The sequence below is a fragment of the Herbaspirillum sp. YR522 genome (assembly GCF_000282575.1).
Classification (GTDB): Bacteria; Pseudomonadota; Gammaproteobacteria; order Burkholderiales; family Burkholderiaceae_D; genus Herbaspirillum.
Map to the genome: position 1 here is coordinate 14,998 of NZ_AKJA01000038.1, position 21,024 is coordinate 36,021.

The following is a 21,024-nucleotide window of genomic DNA, read 5'->3' on the forward strand; positions in this document are numbered from 1 at the left end:
GTGTCCTCATGAATGAATTGCTCCCCCAACTGACCCAGCAGCTCGTCAACGGGCTGTCGCTGGGCGCGATCTATGCCTTGATCGCCATCGGCTACACCATGGTCTACGGCATCATCGGCATGATCAACTTCGCCCATGGCGAGATCTACATGATCGCGTCCTATGTCGGCCTGGTGACCTTGACGGCCATCGGTGTGCAGAGCGGTTACCCCTTGCCCCTGCTGCTGGGCGGCGCCCTGGTGGTCTCGGTGCTGGTGACCGGGCTGTACGGCTGGACCGTCGAACGGGTGGCGTATCGGCCGCTGCGCGGCGGGCCCAGGCTGGTGCCGCTGATCTCTGCCATCGGCATGTCGATCTTCCTGCAGAACTATGTACAGATCGGCCAGGGCGCGCGTGACATGTCGGTGCCGGTGCTGATCTCGGGCGCCTTCGAGTTCCAGATGGGCGGCGACTTCACCGTGACCGTACCGTATTCGCGCATGGTCATCGTGGGTGTCACGCTGGTGCTGATGGTCGCCCTGACGTTGTTCATCGCCCGCTCGCGCATGGGGCGCGCCTGCCGCGCCTGCGCCGAGGACATGGGCATGGCCAACCTGCTGGGCATCGATACCAATCGGGTGATCTCGTTTACCTTCGTGCTGGGCGCCATGCTGGCCGCCGTCGGCGGGGTGCTGATCGCGCTGACCATCGGCAAGCTCAATCCGTATATCGGTTTCATCGCCGGCATCAAGGCCTTCACGGCGGCCGTGCTGGGCGGCATCGGCAGTATCCCGGGTGCCATGCTGGGGGGCGTGTTGCTGGGGCTGGCCGAGACCTTTGCCGCCGGCTACCTGCCGTCCGAATACAAGGATGTGGTGTCGTTCGGGCTGCTGGTGCTGATCCTGCTGTTCCGTCCCACGGGCCTGTTGGGCAAGCCAGATATCGAGAAGGTGTAACAGAATGAGTAACGATCGAGGAGGCATGATGCCTGTCACTTTCAAGAATGCCGTGGCGGCGGCGTTGGTGACCGCCGTATTGACCATTCCACTGCTGGGCATGCAGCTGCAGCTGGAAGGCTACCGCGTGGTGCTGGTGACCCACTGGACCTCGGTGCTGGTGGCGATGCTGGCGGTGTTCGCGTTCCAGCTGGCCAAGCCGGCGCTGGCGCGCCACCGCGGCGCCATCAGGCTGCCTGCGCTGCCGCGCCTGCAACCGCGCCGCCAGCGCATGGCCTTGCTGCTGTTGCTGGCCATCGCACTGGTGTGGCCGTTCTTCGGTTCGCGCGGCTATGTCGACGTGATGACGCTGGCGCTGATCTATGTGGTGCTGGGCCTGGGGCTCAATATCGTGGTGGGGTTTGCCGGCCTGCTCGACCTGGGCTACGTCGGTTTCTATGCCGTGGGTGCCTACACCTACGCCTTGCTGAACCAGTACTTCGGCCTGAGCTTCTGGGAGTGCCTGCCGTTGGCCGCGGGGGCGTCGGCGCTGTTCGGCTTCGTGCTGGGGTTTCCGGTGCTGCGACTGCGCGGCGACTACCTGGCCATCGTCACGCTCGGCTTCGGCGAGATCATCCGCCTGCTGCTCAACAACATGACCGGACTCACCGGCGGCCCCGACGGCGTCTCCGGCATTCCCAAGCCGACCGTGTTCGGGGTGGTCATGGCACGCAACCCCGCCACCGAGGGCGGTACCACCTTTCACGACATGCTGGGCCTGACCTACCAGGGCTCGCACATGGTGATCTACCTGTACTTCCTGGCCTTGCTGATGGTGCTGTTTACCTATTTCGTGACCAGCCGCCTGCTGCGCATGCCGATGGGACGGGCCTGGGAGGCGCTGCGCGAAGACGAGATCGCCTGCCGTTCGCTGGGCATCAACCCGACCCGCGTGAAGCTGTCGGCCTTCACCCTGGGTGCCGCCTTCGCCGGGCTGGCCGGTTCTTTCTTCGCCGCCCGCCAGGGACTGGTGACGCCCGAGTCGTTCACCTTCATCGAATCGGCACTGATCCTGGCCATCGTGGTGCTGGGCGGCATGGGCTCGCAGCTGGGGGTGATCCTGGCGGCCATCCTGTTGACCGTATTGCCTGAAGTGGCACGCAGTTTTGCCGAATACCGGATGCTGATCTTCGGCCTGGTGATGGTGTTGATGATGATGTGGCGGCCGCAGGGATTGCTGCCGGCCACCCGCCCACATGTGGAGTTGCCGCAATGATCGCCGACCAGACCGTGGCTCGCACCTTGTTGCAGGTAGATGACCTGTCGATGCGTTTCGGTGGCCTGCTGGCCGTCGACGGCGTGTCGCTGTCGGTCATGCAGCGCGAGGTGTTCGCCATCATCGGCCCCAATGGCGCCGGCAAGACGACCGTGTTCAATTGCATCAGCGGCTTCTACCAGCCCACGGCTGGCGATATCAGCCTGGATGGTGCGTCCATCGCCCGCCGGCCGAGCCACGTGGTGGCCCAGCAGGGGCTGGTGCGCACCTTCCAGAATATCCGCCTGTTCAAGTCGATGACGGTGGTCGAGAACCTGCTGGTGGCCCAGCACCACCAGGTCAATACCAACCTGCTGTGGGGCTTGCTCAAGACCGGCGCCTATCGCCGGTCCGAGCAGCAGGCCCTGCAGCGCGCCGCTTACTGGCTCGACTACCTGGGCCTGACCGAGCTGGCCAACCGCGAGGCCGGCACCCTGTCGTACGGCCTGCAACGACGGGTCGAGATCGCGCGCTGCATGATCACCAAGCCACGCCTGTTGCTGCTGGACGAACCGGCGGCCGGCCTCAACCCGCAAGAAAAGCAGGCACTGTCGCAACTGATCGATCAGCTGCGGCGCGAGCATGGTGTGGCGGTATTGCTCATCGAGCACGACATGAGCCTGATCATGGGGATTTCCGACCGTATCCTGGTGATGGAGCACGGCAAGCCGATCGTCACTGGCACGCCCGCGCAGGTGCAGAGCGACGAGCGCGTGATCAAGGCCTACCTGGGAGAACAATGATGCTGCAATTTGAACAGGTACATACCCGCTACGGTGCCATCGAAGCCTTGCATGGGGTGTCGCTCGATGTGCACCAGGGCGAGATCGTGACCCTGATCGGCGCCAACGGCGCCGGCAAGACCACCTTGCTGATGACGCTGTGCGGCCGGCCACGGGCGTCGAGCGGGCGCATCCTCTTCGAGGGGCGTGACATCACGCACCTGCCCACGCACGAGATCATGCGATTGGGCCTGGCGATTTCGCCCGAGGGACGGCGTGTCTTTCCCAGCCTGACGGTACTGGAGAACCTCAAGATGGGCGCGTTCTTTGCCAGCAACGAAGATATCGAACGTGGCATCGAGCACGTGTTCGGCCTTTTCCCGCGACTCAAGGAACGGGCCGCGCAGCGAGCCGGCACCATGTCGGGCGGTGAGCAACAGATGCTGGCCATCGGCCGCGCGTTGATGAGCCGGCCGCGCCTGCTGCTGCTGGACGAACCCACCCTGGGCCTGGCGCCACTGGTGATTGCGCAGATCTTCGAGATCATCCGCACCATCCGCGCCAGCGGCGTGACCGTGTTCCTGGTGGAGCAGAACGCCAACAAGGCGCTGGGGGTGGCCGATCGCGGCTATGTGCTCGAGAACGGCCATGTGGTACTGGCCGATACCGGCGCCAACCTGCTGGCCAACGGCGATGTGCGCAAGGCCTACCTGGGACACGGCTAGCGCGGCAGCGGTGCACCCCGCGCGCCAGGGGGGCGCAGCGAGATACCGATCGAATTGCACCGCATTGATGCACCTCGTGCGGGCCTGGAATAAAGATGCCGTTGCACCGTCAAATCGGTGCCGCAAGGCGCCCGGTTCGCGCTATGCTGATGTTCAACCGGTAAAGGATGCGAAATGAACCTCGGCTCCATCAAGAAATGTGCGCGCTCGTGGACAGCGGCCGCGGTGATGCTGGGCTTGTGCAATGTCGCTCATGCGGATCGCCTGGCCGACATCAAGGCGCGTGGCACGCTGGTCTGCGCTACGCTGACCAGCAGTGAACCATTGGGATTTACCGATCCGCAAAGCCGCGAGATCGTCGGTTTCGACGTCGACATGTGCACGGCCATCGCCCGCCAGCTGGGCGTGAGGATGCAGCACCAGGGGGTGAGCGTGCAGGACCGGATTCCCGAATTGATGCAGGGCCGTTTCGACCTGGTGGTGGCTGCATTGGGCTACACCCGCGAGCGCGCCCAGCAGATCGACTTCACCGCATCGCACTACCAGAACCCGATCCGCCTGATCGTCAACAGCAGTGCCGGCTTCGACAAGATCGAGGACCTGGCCGACAAGCACATCAGCGCCAACAAGAACTCCACCCCCGAGGCCGCGGTACGCCGGATGCTGCCCAAGGCCACCATCGTGACCGCGCCGGATGTGCGCGAAGCCTTCCTGGCCCTGGCGCAGGGGCGGGTGCAGGGCCTGGCGCTGTCGCAGCCGTCGGGGATCCGCTTCACCAATGACTCCGAAGGCAAGTACCGGTTCGTCGAGGGCGCACTGGCCTGGGAGCCGACGGCGATGGGCGTCAAGAAGGGCGAGCCGGCCTTGCTGGCGGCAGTCAACGATGCGCTCGACAAACTCGAAAAAAGTGGCGAGACCGATGCCCTGTGGAGCAAGTGGTTCGGTCCCAAGACCAAGTACAACATCCGTCGCGAGAAAAAACTGACGCCCATCTCGGCGTTTCGCTGAAGCCGGCCCCGACCAGGGGCCGGGTGCGGGTCAAGCGGGGAAGAACTGGCGGCTGCTGCTGTGGGCGGCGTGCGCGGCCATCGACAGGGCCACGCTGAGGTAGTTTTCGCTGCGCTGGCGCGTGCGGGCGTATTGCTGCTCCAGCAGGAAGATCTGCTGGTAGAGCGTACGAATCTGCTGTTGCAGGATATTACGTTGCGAACGCGCGTCTGGATTGCGCGGGAATCGGTCCAGCGAACGGCCCTGTTGCTGCAGGATGACGATACGGCTGCTCAGGTGCGCGATCTGCTCGGACGGATCGGTTTCGACCCCATCGACTTCAGCGACCTGCATGTTATCTGCGATGACTGCCATGAAAGCTCCCGCCCTGTCAGAGGCCAAATTGTTGTTGTTCCTACTGACAGGTTACGGCAGGCGGGCGAAATTCTTGAGCAGTGTCCCCCAGGCCACGATTCAGATCACGCCACGGCGCATCTGGTCCAGTTCGATCGACTCGAAGAGCGCCTTGAAATTGCCCTCGCCGAAGCCGTCATTGCCCTTGCGCTGGATGATTTCGTAGAACACCGGGCCGATCACGTTCTGGGTGAATATCTGCAGCAGCAGCCCCTGGCCGGCGGTCGGGGCGCCATCGATCAGGATCTTCAATTCACGCAGCGCCGCCAGGTCTTCGCCGTGGCCGGGAATGCGCCGCTCGACCAGGTCGTAGTAGGTGGAGATGGTGTCCTGCAGCGGCACGTCGCGGGCCTGCAGCGCGCGCACGGTCTGGTAGATGTCGTCCGTGCCCAGCGCTATGTGCTGGATTCCCTCGCCGTTGTACTGGCGGATGAATTCCTCGATCTGCGACTTGTCGTCGGCGCTTTCGTTGATGGGGATGCGGATCTTGCCGCAGGGGCTGGTCATGGCGCGCGACTTCAGGCCGGTGAGCTTGCCCTCGATGTCGAAATACTTGATCTCGCGGAAGTTGAACAGGCGTTCGTAGAACGACGACCAGGTGTCCATCGCGCCCCGCCTGACGTTGTGGGTCAGGTGATCGACATAGGTCAGGCCCACGCCCACCGGGTCACGCTCGACATCGGGCAGGAACGCGAAGTCGATGTCGTAGATCGAACCGCGCTCGCCGTAGCGGTCCACCAGGTAGAGCAACGAGCCGCCGATGCCGCGAATGGCCGGGATGTTGAGCTCCATCGGCCCCAGCTTGGCGGGCACCCCCTCGGCGCCCAGTTCGAGCGCGCGCCGGTATACCTGGGCCGCATCGCGTACCCGGAACGCCATTGCGTTGACCGATGCCCCATGCACCTGGGCGAAGGCGGCGGCGTTGCTGTCGGGTTCGGCATTGACGATGAAGTTGATCTGGCCCTGGCGGTACAGGGTGACGTTCTTGGAGCGATGCCGGGCCACCGCCTGGAAGCCCATCTTTTCCAGCACCGCGATGATCGGGCCCGGGTCGGGGGCCGCATATTCGACGAACTCGAAGCCGTCGGTGCCCATCGGGTTGTCGAACAGGTCGCGCGGCGCGGCGAGATGCTGGTCGATGTGGTCTGCGTGGCCCATTGCCTGTCTCCTCGGGGGTGGGTCGGCATTTTGCCGACTATCATTGTCAGTCTATTGCGCCCCGTGCGAGAAATGTGATTGTTTTATGCGTTACTTAGGGGTTAATATGCACAAAAAAATCACTAATACGAAATCTGGAGAGCGAGATGAGCATCATCAACGTCGATCGATACGACCTGGCCCTGCTGACCGAGTTGCAGCGCGATGGCCACATCACCAACAGCGCCCTGGGCCAGAAGGTACACCTGTCGACATCGCAGATCAGCCGTCGCGTACAGCGCCTGGAAGAGGCACATGTGATCGAGCGCTACACGGCCGTACTGGACCCGGCCGTGATCGGGCTGGGCGTGACCTCGTTTACCACGGTCACGCTGGATCGCCAGGGCGAGACCCGGGGCGAGCTGTTCGAGAAGTCGGTGGCGGCGATGCCGGAGATCACCGAATGCTTTTCGATCACGGGCGAGGCCGATTATATCCTGCGCATCGTGGCCTCCGACCTGGCGGCGTTTTCCGAATTCATGATGACCCAGCTGCTGCGCCTGCCGGGCGTGACCAACGTCAAGTCCAATATCACGCTCAAGAAGGTCAAGCAGTCGCACGAGTTGCCGCTGGAACATGTGATGCAGCCGGTCAAGTCGCGCCAGCGCATCCGCTTTTCGCAGTGACGGCGGGCCAATTCGAAAGCAAGCCGCGGAGTGCAGGGCGGCCTGCGCCTGGCTAGACTGGGTTCGTCATCCACCACGCTTGTTTGCCATGCCAGCTCAACCATTGCCTGCCGTGCCCGTACCCGATGTCGACCCGTATGCCAGCGACCAAGCCCGCTGGCGCGCCGTGCAAGCGCGCGATGGGGCCGCCGACGACCATTTCTGGTATTCGGTGCGCACCACCGGCGTGTATTGCCGACCCTCGTGCGCGGCCCGTCCCGCGCTGCGCGAGAACGTGGCCTTCCATGCCACCCGCGCTCACGCCGAAGCGGCCGGGTTCCGGCCTTGCAAGCGTTGCAAGCCCGATCAGCCACCGCTGGCCCAGCGCCAGGCGCAGGCAGTGGCCGCCGCTTGCCGCCTGATCGACCAGGCCGATGCGCCGCCCGAGCTGGGGGTCCTGGCGCGCGCCGTGGGCCTGAGCCAGCATCACCTGCATCGGCTGTTCAAGGCCCACACCGGGCTCACCCCTCGCGCCTACGCCGAAGGTCGGCGCGCCGAGCGCATGCGCGACCATCTGAGCGGGGCACCCACGGTGACCGAAGCGATGTACCAGGCCGGCTTCGGTTCCAGCGGGCGCTTTTATGCCAACAGCAGCGCGCAACTGGGCATGCGCCCGGCGTCTTTTCGCCAGGGCGGGCGTGGCGAGCGGATCCGCTTTGCGGTGGCGCAGAGCTGGCTGGGGCCATTGCTGGTGGCGGCCACCGAGCGCGGCATCTGCACGGTAGCCATCGACGATGACCCGCAGGCACTGGTGCGGCAGTTGCAAGACCGGTTTGCGCAGGCCGAACTGATCGGGGCCGACGCCGCCTTCGAAGCGCTGGTGGCGCGCGTGGTGGCCAGCGTCGGCGACCCGCAACGCAGCGCGCAACTGCCGCTGGATGTGCGCGGGACTGCTTTTCAGCAGCGCGTCTGGCAAGCGCTGCGGGCGGTGCCCGCGGGCACTACCGTGACTTATTCGGAACTGGCGCAGCGCATCGGTAGTCCGACCTCGGTGCGTGCGGTGGCCAGTGCTTGCGGTGCCAACGAGATTGCCGTGCTGGTGCCATGCCATCGCGTGGTACGGCTGGATGGCTCGCCCTCGGGTTACCGCTGGGGCATCGCACGCAAGGTGGCCTTGCTGGCCCGTGAGCTCGCCGTAGACGGCGTCGAATAAAATAAAGGCATGCATCCACGCCAGGCGTGGGACGCATCCTGCATCGAGGGCGGACCCCGCATGAATTCGCGCAGACCCATTGCCATTGCCGTGACGGCCGCCATGCTGCTGGGCGGGGTGGTCGCCTGCTCGCCGCTGGCCACGCTCAATGCGCTCTCGCCGCAAGGCGACCTGGTGCGTACCGAAGGCATCGCCTATGGCGACAACCCGCGCCAGCGGCTGGATATCTATGTGCCCGGCGCGGCGTCGGGCACGCCCCGCGCGGTCGTGGTGTTCTTCTATGGCGGCAGCTGGAACGACGGCAGCCGCGCCGACTACCGCTTCGTTGGCGCCGCGCTGGCCGCACGCGGCTATATTGCAGTGCTGCCGGACTACCGGGTCTACCCCGAGGTGCGCTATCCCGGCTTTGTCGAGGACAGCGCCCGCGCCGTGGCGTGGACGCTGCAGCATATCGCCGGCTACGGTGGCGACCTGCGGCGGGTGTTCGTCATGGGCCACAGCGCCGGCGCCTACAACGCCGCGATGGTGGCGCTGGATGGACGCTGGCTGCAGGCATTCGGCGCTTCGCCGGCGCAACTGCGCGGCTTCATCGGTCTGGCCGGACCGTACGACTTCCTGCCGATCGAGAACCCGGATGTCAAACCGGTGTTCTGGTTTCCCGATTCGCCGCCGGATTCGCAGCCGATTCGCCATGTCACCGCCGCCGCGCCGCCGTCGCTGCTGATCGCGTCGCACCGCGACAAGCTGGTCGAGGCCGAGCGTAACACCGGTGGCCTGGCGCGCTTGCTGCGCCAGCAACAGGTCCCGGTGCAGGAGCGGTATTACGACAATACCTCGCATGCGGTGCTGGTGGCGACATTGGCCTATCCGCTGCGCTGGCTGGCACCGACGCTCGACACGGTCGACGCCTTCATCGCCGCGCCCCCGGCGCGCAGCGCGCCATGAGTGCCGACCTGTTCGCCGATGCGCCGCGCAGCACCGCGCATCTGCCCATCGTCGATGGCGCCCATCTGCTGCAGGCTTTCATCGACCCGGCCCAGGCCCGTCTGCTGATGCAAGCCATCGATACCGTGCTGGCGCAGGCGCCGTTGCGCCAGATGGTCACCCCGGGCGGCTTCACGATGTCGGTGGAGATGAGCAATTGCGGCGAACTGGGCTGGGTCACCGACCGTCGCGGCTATCGCTACCAGCACCAGGATCCGCTGTCGTCGCAGCCGTGGCCGGCGATGCCGCCGCTATTGGCCACGCTGGCCGCGCACGCGGCGCAGGTCGCGGGCTTTCCTGGCTTCGTCCCGGACGCCTGCCTGATCAATCGCTATCAGGCCGGCGCGCGCATGTCGCTGCACCAGGACAAGGACGAACACGACATGACCCAACCGATCGTCTCGGTATCGCTGGGCCTGCCGGCCACCTTCCTGTTTGGCGGCGCGCAACGCAGCGATCGAGCGCAACGGTTGCGCTTGGAGAGTGGTGACGTGGTGGTGTGGGGTGGACCGGCGCGGCTGCTGTTTCATGGCGTGGCGCCATTGGCCGCAGGCGAGCACGCGCTGACCGGACCTTACCGCTACAACCTGACCCTGCGCCGTGCGCGCTAGCTCAAGCCGGCGCCCGTGGTGCCGAGGGCCGGGCCCGGCTCGCCTGGCGACGGGGCGCGGTGGTCCGGCCGGCTTTCCTGGGCGCTCGCTTGCGGCCGGCGTCGTCGTCGGCTTCGCGCAGGCGTTGCTGCAATAGCGCCAGCACGGCGGCTTCCTCCGGGGTCAGGTCGTGCAGGTCCTGCACCAGTTGCTTCTCGACCCGCGCTTCGAGCAACTCGGCAAAACTGCCTTCCAGGTAGCTTTCGACCACCGCCGGGTGGATGTAGCACTTGCGACAGATCGAGGGCGTGTTGCCCAGTCGCTTGGCCACGTTCTCGATGGCCCGCACCACGTTCTTCTTGGCTTGCGCCTCGGAATCGAAGCGCTCGAAGGCCTGCAGGGCGAGGGTGGCCAATACGGTGCCGGCCCAGGTGCGAAAATCCTTGGCACTGAAATCCTCGCCGGTCACCTCGCGCAGGTAGGCGTTGACATCGCCCGAATCGATGCTGTGCAGGGTGCCATCGTCGTCGACATACTGGAACAACTCCTGTCCCGGCAGCTCCCGCATCTTGCGGATGATGCGCACCACGTAAGGGTCATGCAACTTGATCTCGTGCTGTACTCCGCTCTTGCCGCGAAAGCGGAACAGCACATCGCTGCCGTCGACTCGCACGTGACGGTGACGCAGCGTGGTCAGGCCGAACGAGTTGTTGGTGCGCGCATATTCGTCGTTGCCCACGCGCATGAAGGTCACCTGCAGCAGATGCACGATGGAGGCGATCACCTTCTCGCGCTTGAGCCCGGGCTTGTGCATGTCTTCGTGCACCGCGCGCCGCACTGCCGGCAGCGCCTGGGCGAAGGCCAGCATGCGTTCGTACTTGGCATCGTCGCGCACCAGCCGCCAGTGGGGATGGTAGCGATACTGCTTGCGTCCGCGCGCATCGCGGCCGGTGGCCAGGATGTGACCATTGGCGCTGGGACTGATCCATACGTCTTCCCAGGCTGGTGGTATGGCCAGCGACTGCAGGCGGGCGATTTCGTCCTTGTCGGTGACCAGGCCATGCCTGGGATGGTGGAAGGCAAAGCCCTTGCCGTGCCGCGAACGGGTGATGCCGGGCATCTCGTCGTTCATGTAGCGTAGGCCATTCTGGCGGGCGATGGCCGCCGCTTCGTCGTGCTGCTCTGCCGAACTGGTGCCGTGTCGAACCGTGTCCATGCCAGCCTCCCTGTGGTTGTCTTGCCAATGGCAGGTGGCTGTTTGTGCGCCAGGCCACGTAACCGATCTTCAAGTCGATTATTGATAAAAGCGCAGGCGAGGGGAGTCAGTCAGGTCATGTAAGCGTTGTGGGATTTTTCTTACACGGCGGGAAAAATCCGTCATGGTCGAGGCTCAAGCCCCGGCCAGGCTGGCCGTTGCGGCGCCATGGCCGCCATCGGCATAGCGCTGCAGCGCCAGGTCGGCATGGGCGATGGCGGGACGCCGGCCCGAGATCAGGTCGGCCAGCAACTGTCCCGAGCCGCAGGACATGGTCCAGCCCAGCGTACCGTGGCCGGTGTTGAGGAACAGGTTGGGCACGGCGGTGGCACCCACGATCGGCGTGCCGTCCGGCGTCATCGGTCGCAGGCCGGTCCAGAAGCTGGCCTGCGCGGTGTCGCCGGCGCCCGGAAACAGGTCGTTGACCACCATCTCCAGGGTGGCTCGGCGCTTGGCGCGCAGGGCGGTATCGTAGCCGACGATCTCGGCCATGCCGCCGACCCGGATGCGGTCGTCGAAGCGGGTCACGGCGATCTTGTAGGTTTCGTCGAGGATGGTCGATACCGGCGCGGCGCTGGCGTCGAGCACCGGCACCGTGATCGAATATCCTTTCAATGGATAGACCGGGATCTCCGGCACGCCCGCCACGTGCTGCAGCAATTGCGGCGAATACGAACCCAGCGCCACCACGTAGGCGTCGCCCTGGACCAGCTCGCCGCCACAGGCGACCCCGGCGATCCTGCCCCCCGCCATGGCCAGCGAATCGATCGACACGCCATAACGAAAGCGCACACCGGCCTGTTCGGCCAGTTGCGCCAGGTGCGTGGTAAACAACTGGCAATCGCCGGTTTCGTCGTTGGGCAGGCGCAGGCCACCGGCCAGCTTGTCGCGCACCCGTTCCAGCGCGGGTTCGGCACGGTGCAGTTGCTCGGCCGTCAACAATTCGTACGGCACGCCGGCGTCCTCCAGCACGGCAATGTCACGCGCGGCAGCGTCGAGTTGCTGGCGAGTACGGAATAATTGCAGCGTGCCCTGCTGGCGCCCTTCGTAGGCGATGCCGGTGGCGCCGCGCAGCTGGCGCAGGCAGTCGCGGCTGTATTCGGCCAGGCGCACCATGCGTTGCTTGTTGCGTGCATAGCGTGCGGCGTCGCAATTGACCAGCATCTGCCACATCCAGCGCAGCTGGCGCAGCGTGCCGTCGGGACGGATGGCCAGCGGCGCGTGTTGCTGGAACATCCATTTGAGCGCCTTGAGCGGAATGCCCGGCGCCGCCCAGGGCGAGGCATAACCTGGCGAGATCTGCCCGGCGTTGCCGAACGAGGTTTCCAGGGCGGGGCCAGCCTGGCGATCCAGCACGGTCACCTCGTGACCCGCCTGCGCCAGGTACCAGGCGCTGGTGACACCGATGACACCGCTTCCAAGAATGACGACCCGCATGTGAAACCCCCTGGCTGATATAGATTATTCGGCTATGATATGGGCGCTCGCCTAGTTGATGTTCCTGAATTAAAAGACTAATTTAGTGATTAGTATCGAATAACGGCTTATAAAAAGTAAAAACATGAGAACCCAGCAGCAATCGGTGCGCACCCTCGACAAACTCGACCATCGGATCCTGGCGGCGCTGCAGAACGACGGCCGCATGTCGATGAAGGACCTGGGCGAACTGGTGGGCCTGTCGGTCACGCCGTGCATCGAACGGGTGCGGCGCATGGAGCGCGACGGCGTCATCAGCGGCTATTACGCGCGGGTCAATCCGGAGGCGGTAGGCGCGACGTTGCTGGTGTTCGTGGAGATCACGCTCAATCATAAGTCCGGTAACATGTTCGAGCAGTTCCGGCGCGAGGTGTTGCGGATTGCCGAAGTGCAGGAATGCCACCTGGTATCGGGCGACTTCGACTACCTGATCAAGGCGCGCATCCACGGCATGGCCGAATATCGCAAGCTGCTCGGTGACATCCTGCTGCAATTGCCCGGCGCGGCGCAATCCAAGAGTTATGTGGTGATGGAAGAGATCAAGGAAACCCTGGCCCTGTCGCTGGTGCCCTGAAGCGGCCGGGCACTGTACTCTGTTTCTGCCCGGGCGACTGTGCATGCAAGCCGCCGGAGCCCGGCCCTAGACTGCCTGAATCTGGAACCAATCCGTTCTCATCCGCTATGTCCAAACCAAGAATCGAACAGTACAACCAACCCGCCGGTGGTTGGGGCGCCCTCAAATACGTGGCCTTGAATCTGGTCAAGGAACACGTCGCCGATGGCCGCGGCCTGCGCACCCTGCTGTCGCAGAACCAGCCCGACGGGTTCGACTGCCCCGGTTGTGCCTGGCCCGACCGCGAACATACGTCGACCTTCGAATTCTGCGAGAACGGGGTGAAGGCGGTAGCCGCCGAGGCAACCAAGAAGCGCGTGACCAACGACTTCTTTGCGCGCCACACGGTGGCCGAGCTGATGCAGCAGTCCGACTACGAACTCGAGGAACATGGCCGCCTGACCCAGCCGATGGTCTATGACGCGGCCAGCGACAAGTACGTTCCGATTGCCTGGCAGGACGCATTCGCGCTGATGGCCCGCCATCTCAACGCCTTGCCCGACCCGAACATGGCCGATTTCTACGTGTCCGGGCGCGCGTCCAACGAAGCCGCTTTCCTGTTCCAGCTTTTCGTTCGCCAGTACGGCACCAACAACTTCCCCGACTGTTCCAACATGTGCCACGAGCCGACCAGTGTCGGCTTGCCGGGCACGGTGGGCATCGGCAAGGGCACCGTCCTGCTGGACGACTTCGACCTGTGCGACACCTTGCTGCTGTTCGGCCAGAACCCGGCCACCAACCATCCGCGCATGATGGGCGAATTGCGCCACGCCTCCAAGCGCGGTGCCACCATCGTCGCCATCAATCCGCTCAAGGAGCGCGGCCTGGAGCGCTTTGCCGATCCCCAGAGCAAGGTCGAGATGCTGACCATGGGTAGCACCCGGATCAGTTCCATGTTCATCCATCCCAAGCTGGGCGGCGACCTGGCCCTGATCAAGGGCGTCATCAAGCGCACCATCGAACTCGACGATGCCGCCGTGACGGCCGGCACCGAGCGGGTGCTGGATGTGCAATTCATCGCCGAGCATACCGCCGGCTTCGATGCCTTCGCCGCCGACGTGCGCGCCGAGAGCTGGGACGACATCATCGGCGAGTCGGGCGTGTCGCGCGACGACATCGAACGACTGACCCAGGTCTACGTCAAGGGCCGCGCCGTGATCGCCACCTGGGGCATGGGCCTGACCCAGCACAAGCACGCCGTGGGCGCGATCCAGCTGTTGTCCAACATGATGATGCTGCGCGGCAATATCGGCCGGCCGGGCGCCGGCCTGTGCCCGGTGCGTGGTCACTCCAACGTGCAGGGCGACCGCACCGTGGGCATCGACGAAAAGCCGACCGCGGCCTTCCTCGACCGGCTCGAGCAGGTATTCGAATTCAAGGCGCCGCGCCACCACGGCAACGACACGGTCGGTTCGGTCATGGCCATGCTGGAAGGCCGCACCAAGGTCTTCATCGGCCTGGGCGGCAACTTTGCCATGGCCACCCCCGACACCTATCGCACCTTCGAGGCGATGCGCTCATGCAACCTGACGGTCCACATCACCACCAAGCTCAATCGCAGCCACCTGGTGCATGGCAAGGACGCGCTGATCCTGCCGACCATGGGCCGCACCGAGATCGACGTCCAGAAGGCCGGGCCGCAAGGCGTGACGGTGGAAGACTCGATGAGCATGGTGCACGTCTCCTACGGCATCAACAAGCCGGCATCGGACCAGTTGATGTCCGAAACGGCTATCGTGGCGCACCTGGCCGAAGCCACCATGAAGTCGCGTAACAACGGCAAGAAGATCGACTGGCTGTGGTACGCCGAGGATTACTCGCGCATTCGCGACGCCATCGAGAAGGTGTACGACGCCTTCAAGGGCTACAACCAGCGCATCACCAACAAGGGCGGCTTCCACCTGGGCGTGGCTTCGCGCGACCGGGTCTGGAAGACCGCCAGCGGCCGCGCCAACTTCATCGTGCATGCGATCCCCAAGGACACGCCTATCCACCGTGCCCGCAGGATCCACGGCGAGAAGTTGATGACCCTGATGACCACCCGCTCGCATGACCAGTACAACACCACCATCTATGGCATGGACGACCGATATCGCGGTGTGTTCGGCCAGCGCCGGGTGGTGTTCATCAACCGTGCCGACCTCGACCTGCTGGGCCTCGAGGATGGCGAGTGGGTCGACCTGGTCAGCGTGTGGGACGACGGCATCGAGCGTCGCGCCGACGGTTTCCTGCTGGTCGAGTACGACATCCCGCGGGGTTGCATCGGCAGCTACTATCCCGAGACCAATCCGCTGGTGCCGCTGGAGAGCTTCGCCGACGGCGCCCGTACCCCCACCTCCAAGTCGATCCCGGTCTTGCTGTCGCGCTCGGCGCGGCAGACGGTGGCGGCCTGAGCGTGCGCATGGCGGACGAGGCCGACCATGGGCTGCCGCCTGAACTGGTGCTGGTGCTCGACACACTGCAGGCCGACGCCGAGCGCAGCGGCGGCGCGCCGCTGTCGCTGGCGCGCTTGTCCAAGCGCACCCAATTGCGCATGAGTACGCTGCGGCGCCTGCTGACGGCGCTGGAAGAAGCGGGGGTGGTGGTGGTGGTGTCCAACGAAGACGGGACCGGCAGCGTGCAGCTGGCGCTGCCACCCGGGACATAGCAGCCCGCAAGGCGCCTGCGGCTTGCCGCCGCCATCGGCTGCGCCATGCGCTCAGGCGCCGGCCAGTTCCTCGACCAGCCTGCCGACCAGCCGCAACGCCTGTTCGATCTCGCGCGACCAGGGGTAGCTGTAGTTGAGCCGGATGAAATGGCTATAGCGGTTGGTCGCCGCGAAGATACGCCCCGGCGCCACCGTGATGCCCAGTGCCAGGCTGCGGCGGTACAGTTCCATCGCATCCACCCTGGCCGGCAACTCCACCCACAATACATAACCCCCTTGCGGCTCGGACACCTTGGTGCCGGCCGGGAAGAAGCGCAGCACGAAGTGCCGCATCAGGTCGCGTTGCTGCGCGAAGGCGCGCCGCACGCGTCGCAGGTGGCGTTCGAAACCGCCTTGCGTGAGGTATTCGGCGATGGCCCGTTGCGGCGCCGTCGGCGTGGCCAGGGTATTGAGGAACTTCAATTTCTCGACCTGCTCCCGGTAGCGCCCCGGCATCGCCCAGCCGATGCGGTAGGCCGAGGTCAGGCTCTTGGAGAACGATGAGCAGTGCAGTACCAGCCCTTCCCGGTCGTGGCTCTTGAGCGAGGATGGATGGGCGCTGCCGTAATAAAGCTCGCTGTAGACCGCGTTCTCGATGAGCGGCATCTGGTGCGCCTGGGCCAGTCGCACCAGGGCCTGCTTGGCCTGGTCGGGCATCTGGAAGCCGAGCGGATTCTGGAAGTTCGGCATCACCATGCAGGCCGCTACCGGCTGGCTCTGCACGATGCCGGCCAGCGCGTCCACGTCCAGCCCGCGCTGCGGGTCGGTGGGGATTTCGAGTGCCCGCATGCCCAGCCGCTCGATGGCGTGCAGCATGGCATAGAAGGTGGGGGTCTCGACGGCCACCGTGTCACCCGGACGGGCGACCGCCTGCAGGCACAGGTTGATGGCCTCGGTCGCGCCCACCGTCACCACGATTTCGTCGGGATCGACCTTGAGTCCGTTTTCGAGATAGCGCCGGGCGATCTGGCGCAGCAGGTCCGGATGGCCTGGCGGCAGGTCGTCGAATACGCTGGAATGGCTGGCCGCCCGCGTGATGCGCCCGGCATATTGCGCCACCCGCTGCGACGGGAACAGCGCCGGGTTGGGGTAGGGCGAACCCAGTGGCACCGTGCCGTCCTGCTGGATGGTCTTGAGCGTGGCCAGCACCAGGCGGCTGACGTCGACCTCGGTCGATTGCTGCCAGGCCGGGTGGTCCTGCTGGGCGGGACGGGCGCGCGCCTCGGCCGCCGCGCGCAGCGCCGGCTGGCGCACGAAGTAACCCGATTGCGGATGGCTTTCGATGATGCCGCGGCTCTCCAGCAACTCGTAGGCGCGCACCACGGTGGTGACGCTGAGCTTGTTCTGCTGGCTGGCGCTGCGCACCGAGGCGATGCGTTCGCCCGGCTGCAGCACGCCGTCGCGGATCGAGCTCGCCAGTTGTTCGGCGAATTGCTTGTAGAGGGGTGTGAGCGCCATGGGCGGTTGCGGTGTAGAGTTATCCCCCGCATTCTACAAGGCGCAGACCATGATCACCGTGCATCACCTGAACAATTCGCGCTCGCAGCGCGTGCTGTGGTTGCTGGAAGAGCTGGGTCTCGAGTACGAGATCAAGTTCTACCAGCGCAATCCCAAGACCATGCTGGCCCCGCCCGAGCTGCTGGCGGTGCATCCGCTGGGCAAGTCGCCGGTCATCACCGATGGCGACGTCACGGTGGCCGAATCCGGTGCCATCGTCGAATACCTGCTCGAGCGCTACGACGATGGGCGCCTGCTGCCGGCGGCCGGCACGCAGGAGCGGCAGCGCTATCGCTACTGGCTGCATTACGCCGAGGGCTCGGCCATGCCATTGCTGTTGTTGCAGTTGATCTTCAGCCGCCTGCCCGGCGCGGTGCCGGCGCTGATCCGTCCTGTTGCGCGCATGATCGCCAATGGCTTCAAGGGCCGCATGATCACGCCGCAACTGGGCCGCCACCTGCAGTTTATGGAGGACGAACTGGGTCGCGGTGGCTGGTTTGCCGGCGTCGCCTTCAGCGCCGCCGATATCCAGATGAGTTTTCCGGTGGAGGGCTTGCGCTCGCGCGGCGGGCTCGACCAGCGCTATCCGCGCCTGCTGCGGTTTCTCGAGGCCATCCATGCGCGTGCAGCCTATCAGCGGGCGCTGGAGCGTGGCGGTCCCTACGAACTGTTGCGCTGAGGTTCAGGCCGGCAGGCTGATCACAGCGCGCAGGCCGGCCTGGCCATCGCTGCGGTTTTCAAGTTCCAGCCGTCCGCCATGGGCTTGCACGCACGAGCGCGCAATCGACAGGCCCAGGCCGACGTTGCTGGCATCGTGCCGCTGGCGGCTGCGTGACGGGTCCAGCCGCACGAAGGGCTGGAATACCTCTTCCAGGCGCTCGGCGGGAATGCCCGGGCCGTCGTCTTCCACATGGATTTCCAGCATGCCCGTGCTGCCGGCTCCCAGTGCCATGCGCGCGCGACGGCCGTAGTGCACCGCATTGTCGACCAGGTTGCTCAAGGCCCGCTTCAGGTTGACCGGCCGGCAGCGGTAGGGCAGGGCGACCGCCGACGTGCTGCGTACCTGCACGTCGCGCCCCTGGGCCCGCTGTTCGTCGGCAACGTCGCGCAGCAGCGCGTGCAGGTCGATTTCGCGCGTATCCTCATTGCGTGCATCGTCGTGTGCGAAACGCAGGGTTTCCTCGACCATCACGCGCATCTCGTCGAGGGTGCGTATCATCGCCGCCTTCAATCCCTCGTCTTGCACCAGTTCGGCGCGCAGCCGCAGCGACGTGATGGGCGTGCGCAGGTCATGGCTGATGGCGCCCAGCATGCGGGTGCGGTCGTCGACGAAGCGGGTGATGCGCTGCTGCATCAGGTTGAAGGCCTGGGTCACCTCGCGCGCTTCGGACGGCCCCGTGACCGGCAGCGGATCGACCTGCTCGCCGCGACTGACGCGTTCGGCCGCATGCGCCAGCGCCTTGATCGGACGCAGGATGCGGCGCACGAACAGGAACACGATCAGCAGCACCGGCAGGGTGCTGACCGGTACCGAGAAGCGCAGTGGACGGCGCCAGGCCTGCGACATCACCGGATGTTGCAGCGTGTTGACCCAACGTCCGTCGGGCGTGCGCAGCGAGATGCGCAGGTCGCCCCGGCGGGCGTCGAGTCGCACCAGGCTGACCCGGATGGCGTCGGCCGGCAGTTGCAGCGAACTGGCCAGCTGGGTACGGATCAGGTCCTGGTCCAGGCCCTGTTCGTAGTCGGGCCAGACGTCGCTGGCCGCGTCCAGCGTATAGCGGGCGTTGTCGTTGCGCGCCGCCGCCAGCGCCTGGCGTGCCTGCGCCTCGGGTAGCGCGCCGAGCCGCCACGCCACGGCCGCATGTTCGGTCATCTGTTCGCGCGAGATCGAATGGATGTTCTCGCCGTTGGTCACCACCAGCAACAGCCCCACCACATGGGCCGCCACCAGGCCGACCAACAGCAGCCCCAGCAACTGGGCCGCCATGGTGCGTGGCCACGGCTTCACGTTGCCGCCTGGCTGCTGACCTGGGCCGCCAGCAGATAGCCGTTGCCCCACACCGTCTTGAGCAGGCTCGGGCGGCGCGGATCGGGTTCGAGCTTCTTGCGCAGGCGGCTGACCTGGCTGTCGATGCTACGGTCGAACGCCAGTGCGTCTGCGCCGGCGGTGAGGTCGATCAGCCGGTCGCGCGAGAGTACGGTATTGGGATGCTCCACCAGCACCCGCAGCAGCCGGTACTCGACGCTCGACAGGGTCACGGCCATGCCATCGCGGTCCAGCAGCTGGCGGCGCTCGACGTCCAGTGTCCATTCGTCGAACACATAGCGGCCGATCGCCTGGCTTGCCGCAGGCTGCACCGATGGCGTTGGCGTTGCCGCAGGCAGCGCGCGCGCCAGGCGCCGCAGCACGGTCTTGATGCGCGCCAGCAATTCCTGCGGATCGAAGGGCTTGACCAGGTAGTCGTCGGCGCCATGCTCCAGTCCCGAGACCTTACTGGCCAGCGACGACCTGGCGGTCAGCAGGATCACCGGCGTGCCGCTGCCCTGGGCGATGTGGCGGCACAGCGACAGGCCATCCTCGCCCGGCATCATCACATCCAGCACCACCAGGTCGAACGCCTGCCGGGCCAACTGCCGACGCGCCTGGGCCGCATTGAACGCCATGCTGACCTGCATGTCCTGGCGCCGCAGGTAGGCGGCCAGCGGTTCACAGATGTCGAGGTGGTCGTCGACCACGAGAATGTGGCGTTGCGCTTGCATGGGGGGTTCCCGCTGAGTATGGCCGCTGGCGGCCGGGACAGGCAAAGTGTGGCGCGCCCGGTCCGGGTTGCCACACTTTGACAAACTTTCGGCGATTTTAAATGAATATAATTCTCATTTGCAAATCAAGTCATTTTTACTGACGACCCCCCAGCCCAGAACCGGTGCGGCTTTGCAGGCGAATGCTCGCCGGCAGGGTGGCGCCCGTGCGGTGACATGCGGGGGCGCAGCCAACACCTTGGGGAACCTCATGCACTACTCACAACGATTCATGCCCACCCGTGCCGCGACGGCCGTGGCCACCGCAATGACCTTGCTGGCCGTCGGTGCCCAAGCGCAGACCAGCGAGCAGGGGCTCAAGGAAGTGGTGGTCACCGCCACCGGTTTCGAGCAGGCAGTGGTCGATGCGCCGGCCAGCATCTCGGTGATCACGCCCGAGCAGCTGAAGAAAAAGCAATTCCGCGACTTGACCGATGCGCTGTCCGACACCGAGGGCGTCACCGTGACCGGCACGGCCAGCGAAAAGGACATCTTCATTCGCGGCATGCCCGGCGCCTACACGCTGATCCTGGTGGACGGCAAGCGCCAGAGCACGCGCGACGCCCGCACCAACGGCAATGCCGGTTTCGAGCAGAGCTACATTCCACCGCTGGCGGCCATCGAACGCATCGAAGTGGTACGCGGTCCGATGTCGTCGCTGTACGGTTCCGAAGCCATGGGCGGGGTGATCAACATCATCACCAAGAAGGTCGCCAGCAAGTGGGGCGGGGCGATCACGGTCGACACCATCATGCAGCAGCACGATGACTCGGGCGATTCCTACCAGGGCCAGTTCTACCTGAACGGGCCGGTCGCCGCCGACCTGGTCGGGCTGCAATTGTGGGGCAAGGTCTACAAGCGCCAGGAAGACCGCATCCTCAATGGCAACACCAAGGCACTCGACACCGACCTGACGGCGCGCCTGTCGATCACCCCCAACAAGAACCACGACATCCTGCTCGAAGCCGGGACCTCGCAGGTCAAGCGCTCGGGCTCGTCGCAACACACGCTGGCGCAGGCGGCCGCCACCGC

General features: G+C 65.4%; 21 protein-coding genes. 14 read left to right on the forward strand and 7 right to left on the reverse strand.

Translation table 11 applies throughout. From position 1 onward, the window contains the following. The first annotated feature begins 8 nt into the window (after positions 1 to 8). From livH to PMI40_RS06705, 5 genes are all read left to right on the forward strand, one after another. Positions 9 to 935: a high-affinity branched-chain amino acid ABC transporter permease LivH gene (gene livH / locus PMI40_RS06685; protein ID WP_008113447.1), complete on the forward strand. Its 927-nt coding sequence runs from the start codon at positions 9 to 11 to the stop codon at positions 933 to 935. A 28-nt stretch (positions 936 to 963) separates the two neighbouring features. After that, positions 964 to 2,190: a high-affinity branched-chain amino acid ABC transporter permease LivM gene (locus tag PMI40_RS06690; RefSeq protein WP_008113450.1), complete on the forward strand. Its 1,227-nt coding sequence runs from the start codon at positions 964 to 966 to the stop codon at positions 2,188 to 2,190. Then, positions 2,187 to 2,972, forward strand: a complete 786-nt coding sequence (livG, locus tag PMI40_RS06695) for a high-affinity branched-chain amino acid ABC transporter ATP-binding protein LivG (protein ID WP_008113452.1) — start codon at positions 2,187 to 2,189, stop codon at positions 2,970 to 2,972. The genes PMI40_RS06690 and livG overlap by 4 nt, the downstream gene beginning before the upstream one ends. After that, positions 2,972 to 3,676, forward strand: coding sequence for an ABC transporter ATP-binding protein (locus PMI40_RS06700; RefSeq protein ID WP_008113453.1), 705 nt, complete (start codon positions 2,972 to 2,974; stop codon positions 3,674 to 3,676). The genes livG and PMI40_RS06700 overlap by 1 nt, the downstream gene beginning before the upstream one ends. Before the next feature lie 174 nt (positions 3,677 to 3,850). Next, positions 3,851 to 4,684: an ABC transporter substrate-binding protein gene (locus PMI40_RS06705; protein ID WP_008113455.1), complete on the forward strand. Its 834-nt coding sequence runs from the start codon at positions 3,851 to 3,853 to the stop codon at positions 4,682 to 4,684. Positions 4,685 to 4,714: 30 nt separating this feature from the next. Here the strand turns inward: PMI40_RS06705 and PMI40_RS06710 are convergent, their stop codons facing one another. Continuing rightward, entirely contained in the window at positions 4,715 to 5,038 is a 324-nt protein-coding gene (locus PMI40_RS06710; protein WP_008113457.1) for a hypothetical protein, read from the reverse strand. A 99-nt stretch (positions 5,039 to 5,137) separates the two neighbouring features. Next, positions 5,138 to 6,235: a 4-hydroxyphenylpyruvate dioxygenase gene (gene hppD, locus PMI40_RS06715; RefSeq protein WP_008113459.1), complete on the reverse strand. Its 1,098-nt coding sequence runs from the start codon at positions 6,233 to 6,235 to the stop codon at positions 5,138 to 5,140. 146 nt (positions 6,236 to 6,381) lie between these two features. Here hppD and PMI40_RS06720 point away from each other — a divergent pair, with 146 nt between their 5' ends. From PMI40_RS06720 to alkB, 4 genes are all read left to right on the forward strand, one after another. Continuing rightward, on the forward strand, positions 6,382 to 6,900 hold the full coding sequence (locus PMI40_RS06720) for an Lrp/AsnC family transcriptional regulator (RefSeq protein ID WP_008113462.1): 519 nt from the start codon (positions 6,382 to 6,384) through the stop codon (positions 6,898 to 6,900). A gap of 88 nt (positions 6,901 to 6,988) precedes the next feature. Continuing rightward, complete coding sequence (gene ada / locus PMI40_RS06725; RefSeq protein ID WP_008113463.1) at positions 6,989 to 8,092, forward strand: bifunctional DNA-binding transcriptional regulator/O6-methylguanine-DNA methyltransferase Ada; 1,104 nt, start codon at positions 6,989 to 6,991, stop codon at positions 8,090 to 8,092. A 60-nt stretch (positions 8,093 to 8,152) separates the two neighbouring features. Next, on the forward strand, positions 8,153 to 9,037 hold the full coding sequence (locus PMI40_RS06730) for an alpha/beta hydrolase (RefSeq protein WP_008113465.1): 885 nt from the start codon (positions 8,153 to 8,155) through the stop codon (positions 9,035 to 9,037). Then, the gene (gene alkB, locus PMI40_RS06735) at positions 9,034 to 9,687 is read left to right on the forward strand and encodes a DNA oxidative demethylase AlkB (RefSeq protein WP_008113467.1); all 654 of its coding nucleotides are present in this window, start codon (positions 9,034 to 9,036) and stop codon (positions 9,685 to 9,687) included. The genes PMI40_RS06730 and alkB overlap by 4 nt, the downstream gene beginning before the upstream one ends. 1 nt (position 9,688) lies before the next feature. Here alkB and PMI40_RS06740 read toward each other — a convergent pair whose 3' ends face one another. Continuing rightward, positions 9,689 to 10,882 (reverse strand): DNA topoisomerase IB, encoded by a 1,194-nt coding sequence (locus PMI40_RS06740; protein WP_008113469.1) that lies wholly within the window; start codon positions 10,880 to 10,882, stop codon positions 9,689 to 9,691. Between the two features lie 174 nt (positions 10,883 to 11,056). Continuing rightward, entirely contained in the window at positions 11,057 to 12,358 is a 1,302-nt protein-coding gene (locus tag PMI40_RS06745; protein WP_008113471.1) for a D-amino acid dehydrogenase, read from the reverse strand. Positions 12,359 to 12,482: 124 nt separating this feature from the next. Between PMI40_RS06745 and PMI40_RS06750 the strand changes: the two genes are divergently transcribed. The 3 genes from PMI40_RS06750 to PMI40_RS06760 all read left to right on the forward strand — a co-directional run bounded on the left by PMI40_RS06750 (position 12,483) and on the right by PMI40_RS06760 (position 15,657). Continuing rightward, the gene (locus PMI40_RS06750; RefSeq protein WP_008113472.1) at positions 12,483 to 12,971 is read left to right on the forward strand and encodes an Lrp/AsnC ligand binding domain-containing protein; all 489 of its coding nucleotides are present in this window, start codon (positions 12,483 to 12,485) and stop codon (positions 12,969 to 12,971) included. A gap of 107 nt (positions 12,972 to 13,078) precedes the next feature. After that, positions 13,079 to 15,403 carry an FdhF/YdeP family oxidoreductase gene (locus PMI40_RS06755; RefSeq protein ID WP_008113475.1) on the forward strand — a complete coding sequence of 775 codons (2,325 nt, stop codon included), beginning with the start codon at positions 13,079 to 13,081 and terminating at the stop codon, positions 15,401 to 15,403. Between the two features lie 8 nt (positions 15,404 to 15,411). Next, positions 15,412 to 15,657, forward strand: coding sequence for a helix-turn-helix domain-containing protein (locus PMI40_RS06760; RefSeq protein ID WP_008113477.1), 246 nt, complete (start codon positions 15,412 to 15,414; stop codon positions 15,655 to 15,657). Between the two features lie 51 nt (positions 15,658 to 15,708). On the opposite strand, the gene PMI40_RS06765 is transcribed toward PMI40_RS06760, so the two are convergent. Then, entirely contained in the window at positions 15,709 to 17,154 is a 1,446-nt protein-coding gene (locus PMI40_RS06765; RefSeq protein WP_008113479.1) for a PLP-dependent aminotransferase family protein, read from the reverse strand. A gap of 49 nt (positions 17,155 to 17,203) precedes the next feature. On the opposite strand from PMI40_RS06765, the gene PMI40_RS06770 reads away from it, so the two are divergent. Continuing rightward, the gene (locus tag PMI40_RS06770; RefSeq protein ID WP_008113482.1) at positions 17,204 to 17,872 is read left to right on the forward strand and encodes a glutathione S-transferase; all 669 of its coding nucleotides are present in this window, start codon (positions 17,204 to 17,206) and stop codon (positions 17,870 to 17,872) included. Between the two features lie 3 nt (positions 17,873 to 17,875). Here the strand turns inward: PMI40_RS06770 and PMI40_RS06775 are convergent, their stop codons facing one another. Both PMI40_RS06775 and PMI40_RS06780 read right to left on the reverse strand, forming a co-directional pair. Next, positions 17,876 to 19,201 (reverse strand): ATP-binding protein, encoded by a 1,326-nt coding sequence (locus PMI40_RS06775; protein WP_238540908.1) that lies wholly within the window; start codon positions 19,199 to 19,201, stop codon positions 17,876 to 17,878. Further along, on the reverse strand, positions 19,198 to 19,953 hold the full coding sequence (locus PMI40_RS06780) for a response regulator (RefSeq protein ID WP_008113485.1): 756 nt from the start codon (positions 19,951 to 19,953) through the stop codon (positions 19,198 to 19,200). Before PMI40_RS06780 ends, PMI40_RS06775 begins: the two co-directional genes overlap by 4 nt. A 250-nt stretch (positions 19,954 to 20,203) precedes the next feature. On the opposite strand from PMI40_RS06780, the gene PMI40_RS06785 reads away from it, so the two are divergent. Beyond that, on the forward strand, positions 20,204 to 21,024 hold an 821-nt coding region (locus tag PMI40_RS06785), incomplete at its 3' end, for a TonB-dependent receptor plug domain-containing protein (protein ID WP_008113487.1).